Origin of the sequence: Anaeromonas frigoriresistens (assembly GCF_016820655.1) — a bacterium.
Taxonomy (GTDB): domain Bacteria; phylum Bacillota; class Clostridia; order Tissierellales; family SIT17; genus Anaeromonas; species Anaeromonas frigoriresistens.
Map to the genome: position 1 here is coordinate 61852 of NZ_WSFT01000031.1, position 17556 is coordinate 79407.

Genomic DNA, 17556 nt, shown 5'->3' on the forward strand with positions numbered 1-17556 from the left:
AAATAAGAACCCTTAATAGGGTCCTTATGCTTCACCATGCTTTTTCATTAAATTAACTAATATATCATTTTTATCAAGTTTATGAGTTGCCTCTACAAATCTGATTGTTCCAGTTTTTGCTCTCATAACTACTGAATGGGTAGTAGCTTGATTATTTCCTTTATATACTACTCCTTTTAGTAACTCTCCATCACTTATTCCAGTAGCTGCAAAAAATGCTTCATCACCCTTTACTAGATCATCTAGCATAAGTATTCTATCTATTTCATCTTGAGTAAGACCTAAGTCCTTACATCTTTCCATTTCTTCGTCACTTCTAACATTTAGCTGTCCTTGCATATCTCCACCTAAGCATTTTAGTGCCGCAGCGGTTATAACTCCTTCAGGAGCTCCACCGATACCCATAAGCATATCTACTCCAGTATCATCAAAACATGTAGCTAAACTAGCTGCCACATCTCCTTCTCCAAATAGCTTTATTCTAGCTCCTATTCTCCTGATTTCCTTTATCAATTCATAATGTCTAGGTCTATCTTGGATTATAACTGTTAAATCAGATATATCTTTATCTAATGCTTCAGCTACAGCCTTAATATTCTCTTCTACAGGAGCCTCTATATCTATTTTACCTTTAGCCTTAGGACCTACAGCTATTTTCTTCATATATGTATCTGGCGCATGTAATAAACAACCTCTTGGGGCCATAGCTATTACAGCTATTGCATTAGGTAATCCCTTTGCTACTAATGTAGTACCATCTAATGGATCTACAGCTATATCTACTTCCATAGCATCCTCATTTCCCGCTCCTATCTCTTCTCCTATAAATAGCATTGGTGCTTTATCCTTCTCTCCTTCACCAATAACCACTGTACCTCTTATATCTGCTAGATCAAAAGCTCCTCTCATTCCATCTACTGCTGCTTGATCTGCTGCTATCTTATTTCCTCTACCCATATATTTGGCAGCTGCTAGCGATGCTATCTCTGTAACTCTAACTAAAGACATGGCTAAATTTCTATCAAGTTTCATCCGATTCATCCTTTCAATCTTTATATTATTTAATATTTTTTCCCTATTGTATGTTACTTTATCATATAAAGTATACTTTTATAGCAGTCTTTAGTCAAATAATTTCCCTGGTAAATCTTAATAGTATGTAAAATAAGTCTAACTTTGTTATAATAGTAAATAATATAATTTAAATATTGCATATTATAAAACTTACATTAAAGTTTTGACTTAATTAAGGAGGATAAATATGAAAAAATTACTAATGATGATATCCATTCTAGTATTTATATCCATAAGTGGATGTGGAATAGTAGATAATGATACTAATGATATAGAAGATACACCAAAGGAAGAAGAACCAGAAGAGCCTAACGATAAAGATGATAAAGATCAGGCTAATAATGAAGACAAAGAGCCAGTAGAAAAGGAGCCTTACTTAGAATCTACTATAAGAACCGATTCTGATGGTAAAAATATAGTGACAAATCCTTCAGATATAATTGTATTAGTTAATAAAAATAGAAATCTTCCTTCTGATTATGAGCCAGAGGATTTAATCTCCCCTGGAACTCCTTTCCGTCAAGGACAGGATAGTCCTGTAAGATTTATGAGGGAAGAGGCAGGACTTGCTTTAAGGGAAATGTTTGCTGCAGGAGAAGAAGCAGGATTTATATACTATGGAAGATCCGGATATCGATCCTATCAAATCCAGCAAATATTATTTAATAATTATGCAGAGGCCCATGGTGAAGAGGCTGCTAATAAATTTAGTGCCCGCCCTGGCCAAAGTGAACATCAAACCGGTTTAGTTATGGATATTACAAGTGAAGTAGCCAATTTTGATCTTACTGAAGAATTTGGTGAAACAGAAGATGGAAAGTGGCTACAAGAAAATGCCCATAGATTTGGTTTTATCCTCCGATATCCTAAGGGAAAAGAAGATATTACAGGATATCAGTATGAGCCTTGGCATTACAGATATGTAGGTAAAGAAATGGCAAAAGAGGTATATGAATTAGATGTAACTTTAGAAGAATATTTCAAGGACTACTATAATTAGTAGTCCTTTTTTATTACAAAAAAATAGGACAAAAAGTCATATTTAAAAACAAAAATCTATACTATATTATAAGGGCTTGTATTCAATAAACAGAGGAGATATCTGCTTATATAACTTGAATTAACAAAGGGGTGATTAAATTGAAAGATACAGGAGAAAAGTTTTTTTATATTAAAAATGAAGATTTAGATGTTCATTTATTTCATGAAGGGACCTTTCATAAAAGTTATAAGTTTTTAGGTGCTCATCCTATAGAAGATGATACAGCCATTAGATTTGTAGTGTGGGCTCCAAGAGCTAAATCAGTTAATTTAATGGGTGATTTTAATGATTGGGATGATAATAATCTTCCTTTAAAAAGAATAGAAAACACTGGTCTTTGGAGTATATGTGTAAAGGATGTAAAGGAATTTGATAATTATAAGTACAGAATACTCTCAGCTAAAGATGAAGTTAGAATAAAGGCAGACCCTTATGCTTTCTATGCTGAAGAAAGACCTTTAACAGCTTCAAAGTATTACGACATTAGAGGGTTTGAGTGGAAAGATGATAAATGGATGGATAAAAGAAAGAATGAGGATTCACAAGAAAATCCCATGATCATATACGAAGTGAATTTATGTTCCTGGAAGAAAAAAGAGGATGGGTCTTTGTACTCCTATAGGGAGCTAGCTGACGAATTAGTAAAATATGCCAAGTATATGGGATTTACCCATATAGAACTAATGCCTATAACTGAACATCCCTATGATGGATCTTGGGGATATCAAAACACAGGATATTTTGCTCCTACTTCCCGCTTCGGCACTCCTAAAGATTTTATGTATTTCGTAGATAGATGCCATAGAGCAGATCTTGGGGTGATAATAGACTGGGTTCCTGTCCATTTTACAAAAGATGATCATGGTCTAGCAAGATTTGATGGGACCTATTGCTATGAATCCTCAGACTATATCAAGGCAGAAAATGAAGCATGGGGAACATTAAATTTTGACTTTCATAAACCAGAAGTATTTAGCTTTTTAATTTCCAGTGCCTTATATTGGATGGATTATTATCATATAGATGGCATCAGAGTCGATGCTGTAGCTTATATGATTTATCATGATTCATATGGAAAAGATATCAAAAATATTTATGGTGGAAGAGAAAATCTACAAGCCATAGACTTTATAAAGAAACTAAATAGTGCAGCGAAAAAATATTTTCCTCATGTTTTAATGATAGCGGAAGAATCAACCACCTGGCCTAAGCTCACATATCCAGTAGAGGTTGGAGGATTAGGATTTGATTATAAATGGAATATGGGTTGGATGAATGACATATTAGAATATATGGAGACAGATCCCTTATTTAGAAAGGGTAATCAAAAAGCATTGACCTTCAGTATTGATTATGCCTTTTCAGAAAATTTCTTATTACCCCTAAGTCATGATGAGGTTGTCCATGGAAAAAAATCTTTAATAGATAAGATGCCAGGAGAATATAACGAGAAGTTTTCAAACTTAAGACTCCTATACCTCTATATGTTTACTCATCCTGGAAAGAAACTCCTATTTATGGGGGGAGAATTTGCTCAATTCGTTGAATGGAATGAATGGAAAGAACTTGACTGGTTCTTATTAGAATATGATAAGCATATAGAACTGCAAAAATTCATAAAGGAACTTAATAAATTATATACCAGAGAAGAAGCTTTGTATTCTATCGATAATAAACCCCAGGGGTTTAATTGGATAGAACATACAAATCATCAAGAAAGCATCATAGCTTTTGAAAGAATAAGTAAAAAAGGCGAAAAAATTATTGGTATCTTCAACTTTACTCCTGTTAAAAGGAAAGATTATTCCATTGGAGTAGATCAAGAAGGAATATATAAAACGATAATGACCAGTGATCATACAAGATATGGCGGTAATACAAAAAGGGTTAAATCCTATAAGACCTATGCTGAACCAAAGCATGAAAGGGACTATAGTATCAGAGTGTATTTACCCGCGCTAGGTGGATTACTTCTTAAAATAAAGGGAGGTCTTAATGATGGATGATAAAGTGGTTGCCATGTTGTTAGCTGGAGGACAGGGTTCAAGACTTAAAACCTTAACAAGTAAAATTGCAAAGCCAGCGGTTCCCTTTGGTGGAAAATATAGAATTATTGACTATGCTCTGAGTAATGCTACAAACTCAGGTATAAGGGATATTGGAATTTTAACTCAGTATAAGCCCTTTTTATTAAATAGTCATATAGGAATAGGATCTTCATGGGATTTTGATAGGACTTTTGGAGGTTTGAAAATATTACCTCCCTTTACTTCAGAAGATGGCGGAAGATGGTATACCGGGACTGCCAATGCTATCTATGAAAATATTGATTTCATAGATAATCTAGCCCCAGAATACGTCTTGATATTATCAGGAGATCATATTTACAAAATGAATTATCAACATCTATTAGATGTTCATAAAGAAAACAATGCCAATGTAACTATTTCTGTTCTAGAGGTTCCTTGGGAAGATACCTCTAGATTTGGAATAATAAATGTAGATAGAGATAAAAGAATAATTGAATTTGAAGAGAAACCAGAAAATGCAAAGAACAATATGGCCTCAATGGGAATATATATGTTCAATTGGAAGGATTTACGAGAATATTTAATTAAAGATAATGAAGATGAAAACTCAAGTAATGACTTCGGGAAAAATATATTACCTAAAATGTTGGATGACGGTAAGAGAATGTATGCTTGGGTCTTTGAAGATTATTGGAAAGATGTTGGTACAATAAGAAGCTATTGGGAAGCAAATATGGATTTATTGGATGAAAAAAACACCCTAAATCTCTATGATAGAGATTGGAGAATATATACTAAAAATAAAAATCTTCCTCCTCAACACATAGCTAAGAACTCAATAATAAAAAACTCTCTAGTTAATGAAGCCTGTGATGTAAAGGGAGAGGTTAAAAATAGTGTTTTATTCAGTAATATAGTAATAGAAAAGGATGCAAAGATAAATAACTCGGTTATATTATCAAATTGTGTGATCAGATCTGGAGCTGAGGTAAATAATGCTGTAATTTTAGAAGATATAACTATTGAAGTAGGATCAAAAATTGGAACAAAAAATGATGATAATATCTACTTAGTTTCTGATGAAGGTATTCTAATTGAATAGGAGGTATATTGAATGGATAGTTGTTTAGGTATCATTACCACAGGAGATATTGATTTCAATTTTGGTGTCCTTTGTAATCATAGGCCTGTCTATATGTTACCCTTTGGTGGAAGATATAGACTAGTTGATTTTGCCATTTCTAATATGGTTAATCATAACTTATCTACAATAGCATTATACACTGGAGAAAAGATAAATTCTACAATGGATCATTTGGGTAATGGAGAGCCTTGGGACTTAAATAGAAGATTTAGTGGCTTGTTCCTCTTTGCACCTATGGTTGAAAAAGATCAAGGGATACCCCTAGGTGACATATCTCAATTCTGCAGTACAGAAGAGTTTTTTAATAGAGTAAAAGAAGAGAATATTTTAGTTCGACATCCAAACTATCTAGCTAAGGTGAATTTAACTGAGGCCTATAAATACTTTATAGATTCTGAAGCTGATATCACCTTAATATATCATAAGTCTAAAGATACTGAAGGCAAATTAGTCAACTGCAATAAAATGTACTTAGACGAAGAAAGTAATCTCATAGATATTGGAATCAATCTAGGCACTGAAGAAACTTTTAATCATTTTATAAGAATGGCTTTTCTAAAGAAAGATGTATTTTTAAGATTAGTAAAAGAATCGAGAGAAAAAGGAGATCCAAAGTTCTTAATTGATGCTATAAGCCAATATAGAGGTAAACTCAAAATAAATGCCTATGAATTTAAAGGTCATGTAGAAAGCATTAAGGACTTAAAGTCTTATTATGATGCTAATTTAAATTTATTAAAAGAAGATGTTTCTAAGGAAGTTTTCTATGAAGGAGGTCAAGTCTTTACTAAAACCAAGGATGAACCCTCCACCTATTATACTGATGAATCTAATGTAGAAAACTCCCTAGTCGCTAATGGTTGCATTATAAAAGGTAAAGTTGAAAACTCTATTATTTTTAGAGGAGTAAAAGTCGGTGAAAATGCTATAGTTAAAAATTCTATTATAATGCAAAAAACTCAAATTCAAGATGGGGCTATTGTTGTAAATTCTATTATAGATAAAAGTGCCACCATTTCAGAAAAGGTGAATATTGCAGGAAGTTCTGCTATGCCTTATATAGTAGAGAGATATAGACATATCACCAATGATTAGAAAGGATTGATATAATGAAAATATTGTACTCAACTTCTGAAGCTGTTCCATTTATTAAAACAGGAGGTCTGGCAGATGTAGCCGGCTCCCTACCTATTGCTTTAAAAGAAAAAGGCAACGATGTTAGGGTGATAATGCCTCTTTATTCTAGTATATCTAAAGAATATAAAGAAAAAATGAAAAAAATATGTGATTTCAATGTGGATCTAGGATGGAGAAGACAATATGCTGGAGTATTTTCTTATACATATAATGATGTTATTTACTACTTTATAGACAACGAGTACTATTTTAAAAGAGATAAAATATATGGAGAATGGGATGATGGTGAGAGATTTATATTTTTCTCAAAGGTTATAGCCCTTTTACCTAAAATATTATCCTTTAAACCAGATATCGTCCATTCAAATGATTGGCACACTGGTTTAGTTCCTCTATATATAAAAGATTTTTCAAAGGGTGATCCTTTTTATAAAGATATAAAAACAGTGTTCACTATTCATAATCTAAAATATCAAGGAGTCTTCCCTGTAGGTATATTGGAGGATGTTGCTGGATTACCCATAGAATACTATATTGATGATGGAGTAAAATTTTATGATAATGTAAATTTCATGAAGGCTGGGATAGTATATTCTGATGCTCTAACTACGGTATCTAACTCTTATTCTGAGGAAATAAAATATCCTTATTTCGGAGAACAATTGGATGGTATTATAAGAGAAAATGAAGATAAGTTGGTAGGTATAGTAAACGGTATAGATTGTACTAAATATGACCCTGCTACTGATAAGGCTCTATCTGAAAATTATAGTATAGAAACTCTACATAAGAAAAAAGAAAATAAAAGTGCCCTACAGAAACTTTTTAACCTACCTCAAAGAGAGGATATTCCTCTAATAGGTATGGTATCTCGATTAGAATCAATGAAGGGACTAGATTTAGTTTCCCATATATTAGATGAATTATTACAAGAGGACATTCAATTTGTGTTACTTGGAACTGGAGACAAAAAATATGAGAATATGTTTAATAATTTTAGTGAAAAATATCCTGATAAATTAACTTCTAGAATTTACTTTAACGAAAAAGAAGCTCATTTAATATATGCTGGATCTGATATATTCCTTATGCCCTCTATGAAAGAACCCTGTGGGATATCCCAATTAATAGCCTTAAGATATGGATCTATACCTATAGTTCGAGAGGTGGGAGGACTTAAAGATACTATAACCCACTATAGTCAGTATACAGGGCAAGGAAATGGCTTTAACTTTAAAAACTTTAATGCCCATGATCTTCTCTTTACTATTAAGGATGCTTTAAGTTTATATACTGATAGAGAAAAGTGGAAAAGATTAATGATAAATGCAATGAACTCTAAAAATGATTGGGAGAAATCCTCAATAGAATATATTGAATTATATAATCACACAAAAGATAAGTAGGTGTATATATGGAAAATAATATTTATACTGACAAAACCCTAGGAATGATATATGAAAAGGATAAAACAATTATTAGAGTATGGTCTCCTCTTAAGGAGGAGATCTCTTTAATTCTTTATCCTAATTCTAAGTCTTTTAAAAAAGAAGTATTACTTATGACAAAGGGTAAGGATGGAGTCCATGAGATAATTTTAAAAGGTGACTATAATGGATATTTTTATACTTTCTTAATAGATGAAAATAAGGAGGTAACAGACCCCTACTCCATTGGATCCTCTATGAATTCTACCCGTTCAGCTATAATAGATTTAAAAGATACTAACCCTAAAGGATGGGATAATCACTCTATACCTGATATTAATTCTAAAAAGGATGCTATTATTTATGAAGTTCATATAAAGGACTTTACTTTTAGTAAAGCCTCTGGAGTAAAAGAAAGAGGAAAATATTTAGGATTTATAGAATATAACACAGATTATAAAGGATTTAAAACAGGTCTTAACCATCTAAAGGAGTTAGGAGTTACCCATATACACCTTATGCCTATATATGACTTCTTCACAGTAGATGAAGATAAAAAGAAGTTTTCTAGGAGTGACAACTATAACTGGGGCTATGATCCTGAGTTATACAATGTTCCAGAAGGATCCTATGCTACAAATCCAGAAGATCCTATAACAAGAATAAAAGAATTAAAGACATTGATAATGACCTTACATAATGAAGGATTCAAGGTAATAATTGATGTGGTATACAATCATACATATAAAAGTCAAGATTCGAATTTTAATATAATAATGCCTAATTATTATCATCGTTTAAATCCCAATGGAAGTTTCTCCAATGGATCTGGTACTGGAAATGAAATATCTTCTGAAAAGCCTATGGCTAGAAAATTCATAATAGACTCTCTATTATATTGGGTAAAGGAATATAAAGTAGATGGATTTAGGTTTGACTTAATGGCCCTTATAGATATAGATACTATTGAACTAGCAATAGAAGAATTAAGAAGGATAAATCCTGCTATACTCATATATGGAGAGTCCTGGACCGCTGCTAGCACTCCCCTTCCCTATGATAAACTTACCCTTAAAGGAAAGCAAAAGAAATTATCTTTTGGATTTTTTAATGATAGATTTAGGGATGGAATCAAAGGAGATAATAATGGAATAAGTAAAGGATTTGTAGGGGGAAATACGGATTTGAAACTAGATGTAGAGTCTGGTATAACAGGTTCTATTGATTATGACTATTTACATATTGGCTTTGCTAAAAAACCTATAGAATCGATAAATTATATAAACAGTCATGATGATCTGATTGTGTATGATAAGTTTAAGAACACCTTCCCTCATATGGCAGAGGAGGATATTGAAAGATTAAATAGATTAGCCTTTAGTATAATTTTCTGTTCCCAAGGTATACCTTTTTTCCATGGAGGAAATGAGTTTTTGAGAACTAAATATATGATTCACAACACTTATAAATCTAATATAGAAATAAATCAAATAGACTGGTCTCTAAAAGAAAAAAACATAAACTTTTTTAATTATTTTAAGGATTTAATCATTTTAAGAAAAACTTATGATGAGTTTAGGATTAATGATGTGAAAGAGATAAAGAAACGCTTAAAATTCTATCATTATACCAAGTCAGAAAATGTAATTGTATATACTATAGCTAAGGAAAATAATCACCTATTAATAATACATAATAGTGAATTTTTCTCTATTGATATATCAAAGAATAATATACTTGAACACCTAAATACCTCCTATGGATTAGATAAAAAGAACCTTAGAGTTACCCCTATATTTACTAATGAAGGATTAATAAAAGACAAAACATCTATAGATTTAAAAGCTGAAAATCTAGAAATACCTTATTTTTCAACATATATTTATGACATAAAATAAGATGGTAGGAATATTCCTACTATCTTATTTTATTGTAATTTTTAAAATTTTAATCCTTTTATTCTCTACTTTCTCTACTTTAAATATTATATCCTCATAGGTAACCATTGGATTTTGACCCTTTGTAGGTATATCATCAATTAAGCTAAGTACAAATCCCCCAATAGTGTCTGATACATCTAAAGGAATATCTATTTCTAATTCTTGATTAATCTTTTTAACACTTTCTAATCCATCTACTATATACACATTTTCTTCTAATTCCTTTATAGATTCTACCTTTTCTTCAAATTCATCAAATATCTCTCCCACAATCTCTTCTAATATATCCTCCATTGTAACTAATCCAGATATTTTACCATACTCATCTATAATTATTGCCATATGGTTTTGACTTGCTTTTAATTCTTTATACAATACATCTATCTTCTTTGTCTCGGGAATAAAGTAAGGATCTCTTAATAACTTTCTTATATTAATTTCTTCCTTTGATTTATCCTCCATCTCAGAGAATAAATCCTTAATATATAATATACCTATAATCTCATCCTTATCCTTTTCATATATAGGCACTCGAGACAACTGTCTTTTTATAATTTTATCAGTCAATTCTTCTACAGGAATTTCTATATCTAATCTAAACATCTTATTCTTAGAAGTCATTATATCCTTAGATTCTTTATCATCAAACTCAAATATCCTTTGAAGCATCTGAGTCTCAGTTTCATTTAGTACTCCATGCCTTTTACCTTTATTAATCATATTCCTTATTTCACTTTCGGTTATCTTCTCTTCTGCATTTTCAGTTTTACTTCCTAGAAGTCTAGCTACAATATCTGTGGATTTTGTAAGAATAAATACTACTGGTTTCATTATTTTAGCCAAAAAGGTTATTGGCTTTACTGCAATTAAGGCTACTTTATCAGTATATTCTAAAGCTAGCCTTTTAGGTACTAGCTCCCCCAATACTAGAGTAATAAAGGATAGTATCACTGTACCTATTACTACTGCAATCTGCTGAGCAAATCCAGCTATAAAAGGTATCCCTGTAGCCTCTAAAACCTCTGCAAAGGGTCTAGATATGGTTACTGCTGCTGATGCACTGGCTAAAAATCCTGCTAGGGTTATACCCACTTGAATAGTAGCTAAAAACCTACTGGGATTTTCCGTTAAATCCAGTAAAAGGACTGCTTTTTTATTTCCTTCTTCTCTCTTACTTTTTAATTTATCTCTATTTACTGATACCAAAGCAAACTCTGATGCTGCAAAAAAGCCATTAAGCAGTACCAATATAAGTATCAAACCTAAATCTATCACTAATTTTTGTGATTCCATAAAAAATCCTCCTTAGTAAAACTATCCATTACAGATAATATACCCTAAGAAGGCTCAGGATAATATATAGTTTTTTAATACTGTAAAAAAGTAATAATAAATTTTGTCCCCACTCCTAATTCACTTTGGGCCTCAATTACCCCCTCATGTCCTTCTATTATTGTCTTTGCTAAAGCTAATCCAATCCCTACCGAATCACTATTTTTAGATGTTTTTGCTTTATAGAACCTCTTAAATATATTTGGTAAATCTTCATCACTAATCCCGGTCCCATGATCTTCAATAATAATCCTTTTATATATAGGAGTTTCTATTAATTCTATATTTACTTCTTCTCCCTTTTTACTATGCTGAATACTGTTTACTAAGATATTTATTAACGCTTCCTTTACCCAGTAAAAATCCTGTTCCAAGAGAACTTCTCCTTTAGAACTGAAGTGAATTGGTATGTGTTTTTCTAAAGCTTTATTATCTACGGATTTGATTACCTCTTCTATAGTCCTATTTATACTTCTATTCTCTTTTTCAAACTTTATGGCTTGAACATCTAATCTTGCCAGCTTAAGAAGACTTTTAATTAACCATTCCATTCTCTCAAGCTGCTTTTGGTTATTTCCTAAGAAAGTTAGTTGTTTATTTCTAGGTAACTCTTTTTCCATTAAAATGTCATTATATACGATCATTGAAGAAAGGGGGGTTTTCAATTGATGGGAGATATCTGATAAGAGGTCTACTAAAAATTGTTTTTCTTTATTCAATTCTTCTAAATTATTTCTTATAATTTTTCCCATTGAATTAAAGGCAGTGGTAAGCTTAGGAAAATCACCTTCCTGGTCTTCCTCTATGTATGTATCATATTTACCTTCTACTATGTTTTTAGCTCCAGAAGTAATTTTTCTGGCTCTTTTATAAAAGTAAGTATGTTGATAATAATTAAAAATGAATAGCACTAAAGTCATAATGATAAAAATAGAAATAAAAGTTTGATTATTCACTTTGAATGTAGTGTTTATATATGGAAACAATGAATTCTCAAGATCTTTACTTAATCCATATTCTCTTAAAATCTCAGCCCCTTTAGTTGCTTCTTCTTGAGATATCTCTGTTGTGAGAAGAGGTATAACCTCCTTAGCTAATTCAGGATCCTCTTCATTTATCTTTGCAACTATTCCCCCAAAACTATGGACATAATCCTCTTTTAATTGGCTATAGTGATTATTTAGTAATACAAATATTCCTATTATAAATATGACCATAATCATACCTAAACTTATTGAGCTTTTCTTTAATTGTGGATTTATAAAATAGCTATTCATTTTTACCTACTCCTTTATTACTTCCTTTTGCCATCTGTATCCCAGTCCCCTTTGAGTAATAATATATTGAGGATCCTTTTGATTGTCTTCTATTTTTTCTCTTAGTCTTTTTATATAAACCGATAAAGTATTCTCATCAAAGAAAGCCTCTTCTCCTTCTGTTAAAGCCTTTAGTATTTCCTCCCTCTTTAATAATTGTTGGGATTTATTAATAAAAATCAATAATAATTTATATTCTAAGGCCGTAAGGTTAATTTCTTCCCCATTTTTATCTATATGGGCAGTGGCAGTATTTATGTTTAAATCTCCACTTTTATAAATTGCATCAATATTATCATTTTTCGAAGTTCTTCTTAATATTGCTCTAATTCTAGATAAAAGCTCCCCTACTCTAAAGGGCTTTGTGATATAGTCATCCCCACCGATATCTAATCCTAACACGATATTTACTTCTTCATCTAAGGCAGTCAGAAAGACTATAGGCACATCACTAGAAGTCCTTATATATCTGCAAAGGTCATATCCACTTCCATCAGGGAGATTAATATCTAATAAGATTAGGTCAATGGATTCCTTATCATATAGCTTTTTACCTTCTTCTAAGGTACTACCTGTGTGGACTATATATCCCTTTTCATTTAAAGTAAATTCTATCCCCATGGCTAAAGCCTTATCATCTTCTACTAATAATATTTGACTCATTTCATCACCCCTTAGTATTTCTATTTTCTTAACTTCATTATAACAAATAGAGGAGAATATATTCTCCTCTATTTTATGATTTGAAGAGAAGCAGTGGGGACGGTTCTTTTTGCTTCTCCTCTATTTGTTAATTTTATTTATTCTATATTTTCTTCTGTCATCCTAAACCTAGTGAGGTACCTTAATAATCTCCCCGGATGGTTTCTATTAAATTATCATTCTTAACTTTAGCCAAAGGATATTGTACCGAAAGATATCCAATCATCAATGTAGCTATTGTAGCGATACCAATAGTACTCCATGGGATACTCCAACTAAACTCTCTCATGTCTCCTAATCCCTTATATAAAACAAAAGATAACAGAGTCCCTACTATAGCTCCATATATTATACCCATTACTCCATAGAGCATCCCTTCTAGCACGATCATTTTTCTAAGTCCCTTATGGGTAAGACCAACGGACCTTATTGTAGCAAATTCTCTTTTTCTTAAGAGTATATTTGTAGTCAATGTGTTTATTATATTTACACTACCAATCAAGGACACAACCACTACAAATCCATAAAGTAGTATTTGTACCATTAACTCTCCAGATTTTCCTCTTCTATTATTATCTATATGATTAATTATATTTAAATTTGGATTATTCTTTATAGCATTCTCTATATCTGCTACTGCTACTTTTTCACTATCCTTATTATCTAATACAATATTTAAATTTATTGGTTTAATGGTTTTTTCCTCCATCAATTTCTTTGCTACTTCCTCGGAGGTTATAAGCTTCAAATATTCATGATGCCCACGATAGCTAAACACTTCTTGTTCTATTATCGCTACTACCTTTAATGTTTCTCCTACAGCCCTATTTTTTTCTTCTCTTTGGTACATTTCTTGTATAACATCTATCTCATCTCCTACTTTTATATCTGCCACGGGACCATAATAGGTCTTTTCTGAGTTATAATTATATATCCTATTTCTTCTAATTAGAATTACTCCATTTTCTTTATTCAATTCATCTATATCAATATTCCCTGATTCCACATATTCCTTAGTGTCCTCAAATGCTTCTTTATCATAAATATTTATATTTCCATATACTTTAGTTTTATCCTCTGCATCTGAATCTCTATAAATTTGCTGTCCTAAAGCTTGGATTTCTTTTAGCTCACTATTTTTGTCTATTTCCATATCAAATTGATAGTCCTGATAGACATTATAAATTTTATTAACTGTAGGAATGTCTTTAATTTTTTCTATAATATCTTCCTCGATCCTTATATCTTTTTCTGTTCCTTGAACATCCCTTACTACAGAAAAATGTACATTTTCAGTTTCTCCCATACTATCAGTTATACTGAAAGACATATCTATGAAAGATTTGAATGTGATAAAAAGCATTACACTTATTACTATAGAAAATACAGTTATACGATATCTTTTTCTATTTCTCTTTATATTTTTATAGGCCAGCTCTCCTTCAAATCCTAAGGTCTTTCTAATAATTTTAATAATGGGCCCCTTTCTTCTTTTTATCTTTTCCTTTGTTATAGATTTTCTATTGCTAATGGCTACCAACGGTGAGATTCTTCCAGCAAATATTGCTGGTAATAAAGCGGAAAGATATATTGAGAACAGACCTATCATCCCACTTCCACCCAATATAACTGGTGATATAGAAGGCTTTATAATTATTAAATCCTCCCCACCAATTAACCTGAAAACCAAGCTAATAGAATAAATAGCCACTATACCAAATAACAATCCTATAGGTATCCCTATAAGGGATAATAAAGTAGCTTCTCTTAATATGAGTTTTCTTATTTGTTTAGGTGTTGTACCAACTGCCCTTAATAGCCCAAACTCTTTTATACGCTCCATTACACTGATTTGGAAAGAATTATAAATTACTGCTATAGTAGATATAACAACTATGGCAATAATAACAGCTACTACCATATACAGACCGAAGAATCCTTCATCACCTCTTGTGGCCCCTTGCATAGCAAGTAAATTGATATTTTTCTGAACTTGTCCCTCCTTACCCAAAGCTTCTAATTCTTCTACTGCAGATTTTAAATTTGTCTTTGGGCTAACTTCCGCTAATAGTATTGCTTCTTTATCTTCTGTATAATTATTTCGTGTCAATATAATACTTCTATTATTTATTTGTTCTGTAATATTGTTCTCTAATATTCCTACCAATCTATAGGCTCTATTATTTACATTTATGTTTCCTCCAACATCTGCATTGGGATTAATATGTCTCAATAACCATCCTTCAATAGCCACTTCTCCCTTTTCTTCTGGTAATCTACCCCTTTTAACTTTAGCAGGAAAAAGCTCTAATGCTTTGTTTGTAGCTCCAATTTCCAAGACATTTATTTCCTCATCCAATATAAACTCTGACTCTATATTATAGGTACCACTTCTTCCAACTTTAGGATGATTAGATATCTTTTCTATAAGTTCTCTATCTACATTGTCATAATGTAAATGATAGGAACCATAAGTGTTTCTCATATCTTCTATTTGAGCATCTTGCATCCCTTTTAAAAATAATCCAATGGAGGAGATCAGAGCTACAGATAAAATAATTCCAACAATAGTTAATATAGCTCTTTTTTTATTACTTTTTAAATATTTCTTAGTAAGTTGTTTATATCCTGTAATCATCAATTCCCCTCCTATTCATTCTTTAAAAATTTATCAGAGACTATTTCTCCATCTTTTAAGGTAATAATTCTATCTGCCATAGTAGCAATATTCAGCTCATGGGTTATCAAAATCAATGTTTGATTATATTTTTTTGCTGTAAACTTTAATAACTCTATAACTTCTTTTGAAGTCACACTATCAAGGTTTCCTGTAGGCTCATCAGCGAGGATAATAGAAGGCTTATTGAACAATGCTCTTCCAATAGCTACCCTCTGTTGCTGCCCCCCTGATAATTCTGAAGGAAGATGGGTTTTTCTATCTTCCATCCCTAGAATCTTAATTAATTCATTTAAATATCCTCTATTTATTTTGTCATTATCCAATAATTCCGGAAGGGCAATGTTCTCTTCCACATTTAATATTGGTATCAGATTAAAAAATTGAAATATGAATCCTATTTTCCTTCTCCTAAATATAGCTAGCTTTTCTTCCTTGTAATTATAGATATCTTCACTATCAACTATTACTTTGCCATCAGTAGGTCTATCTAAGCCTCCTAATAAATGAAGAAGGGTACTTTTCCCTGATCCAGAAGCCCCTATAATTGATACAAATTCTCCACTTTTCACTGATAGATTTACATTTTTAAGAGCTTCTACCTTATTTATTCCACTTCCGTAAGTTTTATTTAAGTTTTCTACTTTTAATATCTCCATTTTTTCACTCCCTTTATCTTTATCTTTTTCTCTGTCTCCATTATATTTGCTTTAATTTGTCTTTTCTATAGCAGGTATCTTACAACTTTAAAAGCTATCTTACTATTTAGTAAGATAGCCTTAAAATCATAACCTTCTTCTTGCAATATTAGGAAAACCGTAATAATATATATAATTGTTAAATACTTATTTTAAAAGTAGATTTAGCTAAAGTAATAATTATATGGGTGGAGGTATAAGTAGATGTTTATAGAAATATTAAAAACAATATTCTTAGGAATAGTTGAAGGGATTACCGAATGGCTCCCTGTAAGTAGTACCGGTCATATGATTCTAGTTGAGGAATTTATAAAGCTAAAAGTTTCTCCAGAATTTAAAGAAATGTTTTTTGTAGTGATTCAGTTAGGGGCTATCATGGCTGTAGTGATGTTATTTTTCCATAAATTAAATCCTTTTTCACCTACAAAATCCCTAAAAGAAAAGAAAGATACTATAACATTATGGTTTAAAGTAATCATTGGAGTTATTCCAGCAGCTGTATTAGGACTATTATTTGATGATTGGTTAAATGAAAAACTATACAATTATCAAACAGTTGCGATTATGTTAATTGTTTATGGAGTTTTATTTATTATAGTTGAAAATATGCATAAAGGTCGAGATGGGAGAATCAAAACCTTTAAGGATTTAACTTATAAAACAGCATTCTTAATCGGTATGTTCCAAGTCTTAGCTTTAATTCCAGGCACATCCCGTTCTGGTGCAACAATAATTGGAGCAATAATACTTGGTACTTCCCGTTACATTGCTGCTGAGTATTCATTCTTCTTATCTATCCCAGTAATGTTTGGCGCAAGTGCCTTGAAATTAGTAAAATTTGGTTTTGATTTTACTGGTACAGAAGTAGCTATTTTATCTATAGGTTCCATTGTAGCTTTCGTGGTTTCTATTATATCAATCAAATTCTTATTAACATACATCAAGAACAATGACTTCAAAGCCTTTGGATGGTACCGAATCATTTTAGGTATTATAGTTATTGGATACTTTATTTTATTTGGATAATAAAAATGACT

At 31.4% G+C, this 17556-nt stretch carries 13 protein-coding genes; 7 read left to right on the forward strand and 6 right to left on the reverse strand.

Features of this window, described 5'->3' with window-relative positions; translation table 11 throughout:
- Positions 1-24: 24 nt before the first annotated feature.
- The gene (gene glpX / locus GOQ27_RS07800) at positions 25-1032 is read right to left on the reverse strand and encodes a class II fructose-bisphosphatase (RefSeq protein ID WP_203366286.1); all 1008 of its coding nucleotides are present in this window, start codon (positions 1030-1032) and stop codon (positions 25-27) included.
- Between the two features lie 229 nt (positions 1033-1261).
- Between glpX and GOQ27_RS07805 the strand changes: the two genes are divergently transcribed.
- The 6 genes from GOQ27_RS07805 to pulA all read left to right on the forward strand — a co-directional run bounded on the left by GOQ27_RS07805 (position 1262) and on the right by pulA (position 9752).
- Positions 1262-2074, forward strand: coding sequence for a M15 family metallopeptidase (locus GOQ27_RS07805; RefSeq protein WP_203366287.1), 813 nt, complete (start codon positions 1262-1264; stop codon positions 2072-2074).
- Positions 2075-2214: 140 nt separating this feature from the next.
- Positions 2215-4122, forward strand: coding sequence for a 1,4-alpha-glucan branching protein GlgB (glgB, locus tag GOQ27_RS07810; RefSeq protein WP_207751279.1), 1908 nt, complete (start codon positions 2215-2217; stop codon positions 4120-4122).
- Complete coding sequence (locus GOQ27_RS07815) at positions 4115-5248, forward strand: glucose-1-phosphate adenylyltransferase (RefSeq protein WP_484477109.1); 1134 nt, start codon at positions 4115-4117, stop codon at positions 5246-5248. Before glgB ends, GOQ27_RS07815 begins: the two co-directional genes overlap by 8 nt.
- Positions 5249-5260: 12 nt before the next feature.
- Complete coding sequence (gene glgD, locus GOQ27_RS07820; RefSeq protein ID WP_203366289.1) at positions 5261-6385, forward strand: glucose-1-phosphate adenylyltransferase subunit GlgD; 1125 nt, start codon at positions 5261-5263, stop codon at positions 6383-6385.
- Positions 6386-6399: 14 nt separating this feature from the next.
- A complete protein-coding gene (gene glgA, locus GOQ27_RS07825; RefSeq protein ID WP_203366290.1) occupies positions 6400-7833 on the forward strand; it encodes a glycogen synthase GlgA in 1434 nt (477 codons plus the stop codon).
- 8 nt (positions 7834-7841) lie between these two features.
- A complete protein-coding gene (pulA, locus tag GOQ27_RS07830; RefSeq protein WP_203366291.1) occupies positions 7842-9752 on the forward strand; it encodes a type I pullulanase in 1911 nt (636 codons plus the stop codon).
- Between the two features lie 24 nt (positions 9753-9776).
- On the opposite strand, the gene GOQ27_RS07835 is transcribed toward pulA, so the two are convergent.
- From GOQ27_RS07835 to GOQ27_RS07855, 5 genes are all read right to left on the reverse strand, one after another.
- Positions 9777-11087 (reverse strand): hemolysin family protein, encoded by a 1311-nt coding sequence (locus GOQ27_RS07835; RefSeq protein WP_203366292.1) that lies wholly within the window; start codon positions 11085-11087, stop codon positions 9777-9779.
- A gap of 74 nt (positions 11088-11161) precedes the next feature.
- The gene (locus GOQ27_RS07840) at positions 11162-12403 is read right to left on the reverse strand and encodes a HAMP domain-containing sensor histidine kinase (RefSeq protein ID WP_203366293.1); all 1242 of its coding nucleotides are present in this window, start codon (positions 12401-12403) and stop codon (positions 11162-11164) included.
- Positions 12404-12409: 6 nt separating this feature from the next.
- Positions 12410-13105, reverse strand: a complete 696-nt coding sequence (locus GOQ27_RS07845) for a response regulator transcription factor (protein WP_203366294.1) — start codon at positions 13103-13105, stop codon at positions 12410-12412.
- Positions 13106-13286: 181 nt separating this feature from the next.
- Positions 13287-15782 carry an ABC transporter permease gene (locus GOQ27_RS07850; protein ID WP_203366295.1) on the reverse strand — a complete coding sequence of 832 codons (2496 nt, stop codon included), beginning with the start codon at positions 15780-15782 and terminating at the stop codon, positions 13287-13289.
- Positions 15783-15793: 11 nt separating this feature from the next.
- Entirely contained in the window at positions 15794-16480 is a 687-nt protein-coding gene (locus GOQ27_RS07855) for an ABC transporter ATP-binding protein (RefSeq protein ID WP_203366296.1), read from the reverse strand.
- Between the two features lie 243 nt (positions 16481-16723).
- Here GOQ27_RS07855 and GOQ27_RS07860 point away from each other — a divergent pair, with 243 nt between their 5' ends.
- Positions 16724-17545 (forward strand): undecaprenyl-diphosphate phosphatase, encoded by an 822-nt coding sequence (locus GOQ27_RS07860; RefSeq protein ID WP_203366297.1) that lies wholly within the window; start codon positions 16724-16726, stop codon positions 17543-17545.
- The last annotated feature ends 11 nt before the right edge of the window (positions 17546-17556 follow it).

Coding starts and splice junctions, on each gene's coding strand:
- GOQ27_RS07835 (WP_203366292.1), bottom strand. CDS start 11,087: ATGGAATCACAAAAATTAGTGATAGATTTAGGTTTGATACTTATATTG.
- GOQ27_RS07845 (WP_203366294.1), bottom strand. CDS start 13,105: ATGAGTCAAATATTATTAGTAGAAGATGATAAGGCTTTAGCCATGGGG.
- GOQ27_RS07860 (WP_203366297.1), top strand. CDS start 16,724: ATGTTTATAGAAATATTAAAAACAATATTCTTAGGAATAGTTGAAGGG.
- glpX (WP_203366286.1), bottom strand. CDS start 1,032: ATGAAACTTGATAGAAATTTAGCCATGTCTTTAGTTAGAGTTACAGAG.
- glgA (WP_203366290.1), top strand. CDS start 6,400: ATGAAAATATTGTACTCAACTTCTGAAGCTGTTCCATTTATTAAAACA.
- GOQ27_RS07850 (WP_203366295.1), bottom strand. CDS start 15,782: ATGATTACAGGATATAAACAACTTACTAAGAAATATTTAAAAAGTAAT.
- glgD (WP_203366289.1), top strand. CDS start 5,261: ATGGATAGTTGTTTAGGTATCATTACCACAGGAGATATTGATTTCAAT.
- GOQ27_RS07855 (WP_203366296.1), bottom strand. CDS start 16,480: ATGGAGATATTAAAAGTAGAAAACTTAAATAAAACTTACGGAAGTGGA.
- GOQ27_RS07805 (WP_203366287.1), top strand. CDS start 1,262: ATGAAAAAATTACTAATGATGATATCCATTCTAGTATTTATATCCATA.
- pulA (WP_203366291.1), top strand. CDS start 7,842: ATGGAAAATAATATTTATACTGACAAAACCCTAGGAATGATATATGAA.
- GOQ27_RS07840 (WP_203366293.1), bottom strand. CDS start 12,403: ATGAATAGCTATTTTATAAATCCACAATTAAAGAAAAGCTCAATAAGT.
- GOQ27_RS07815 (WP_484477109.1), top strand. CDS start 4,115: ATGGATGATAAAGTGGTTGCCATGTTGTTAGCTGGAGGACAGGGTTCA.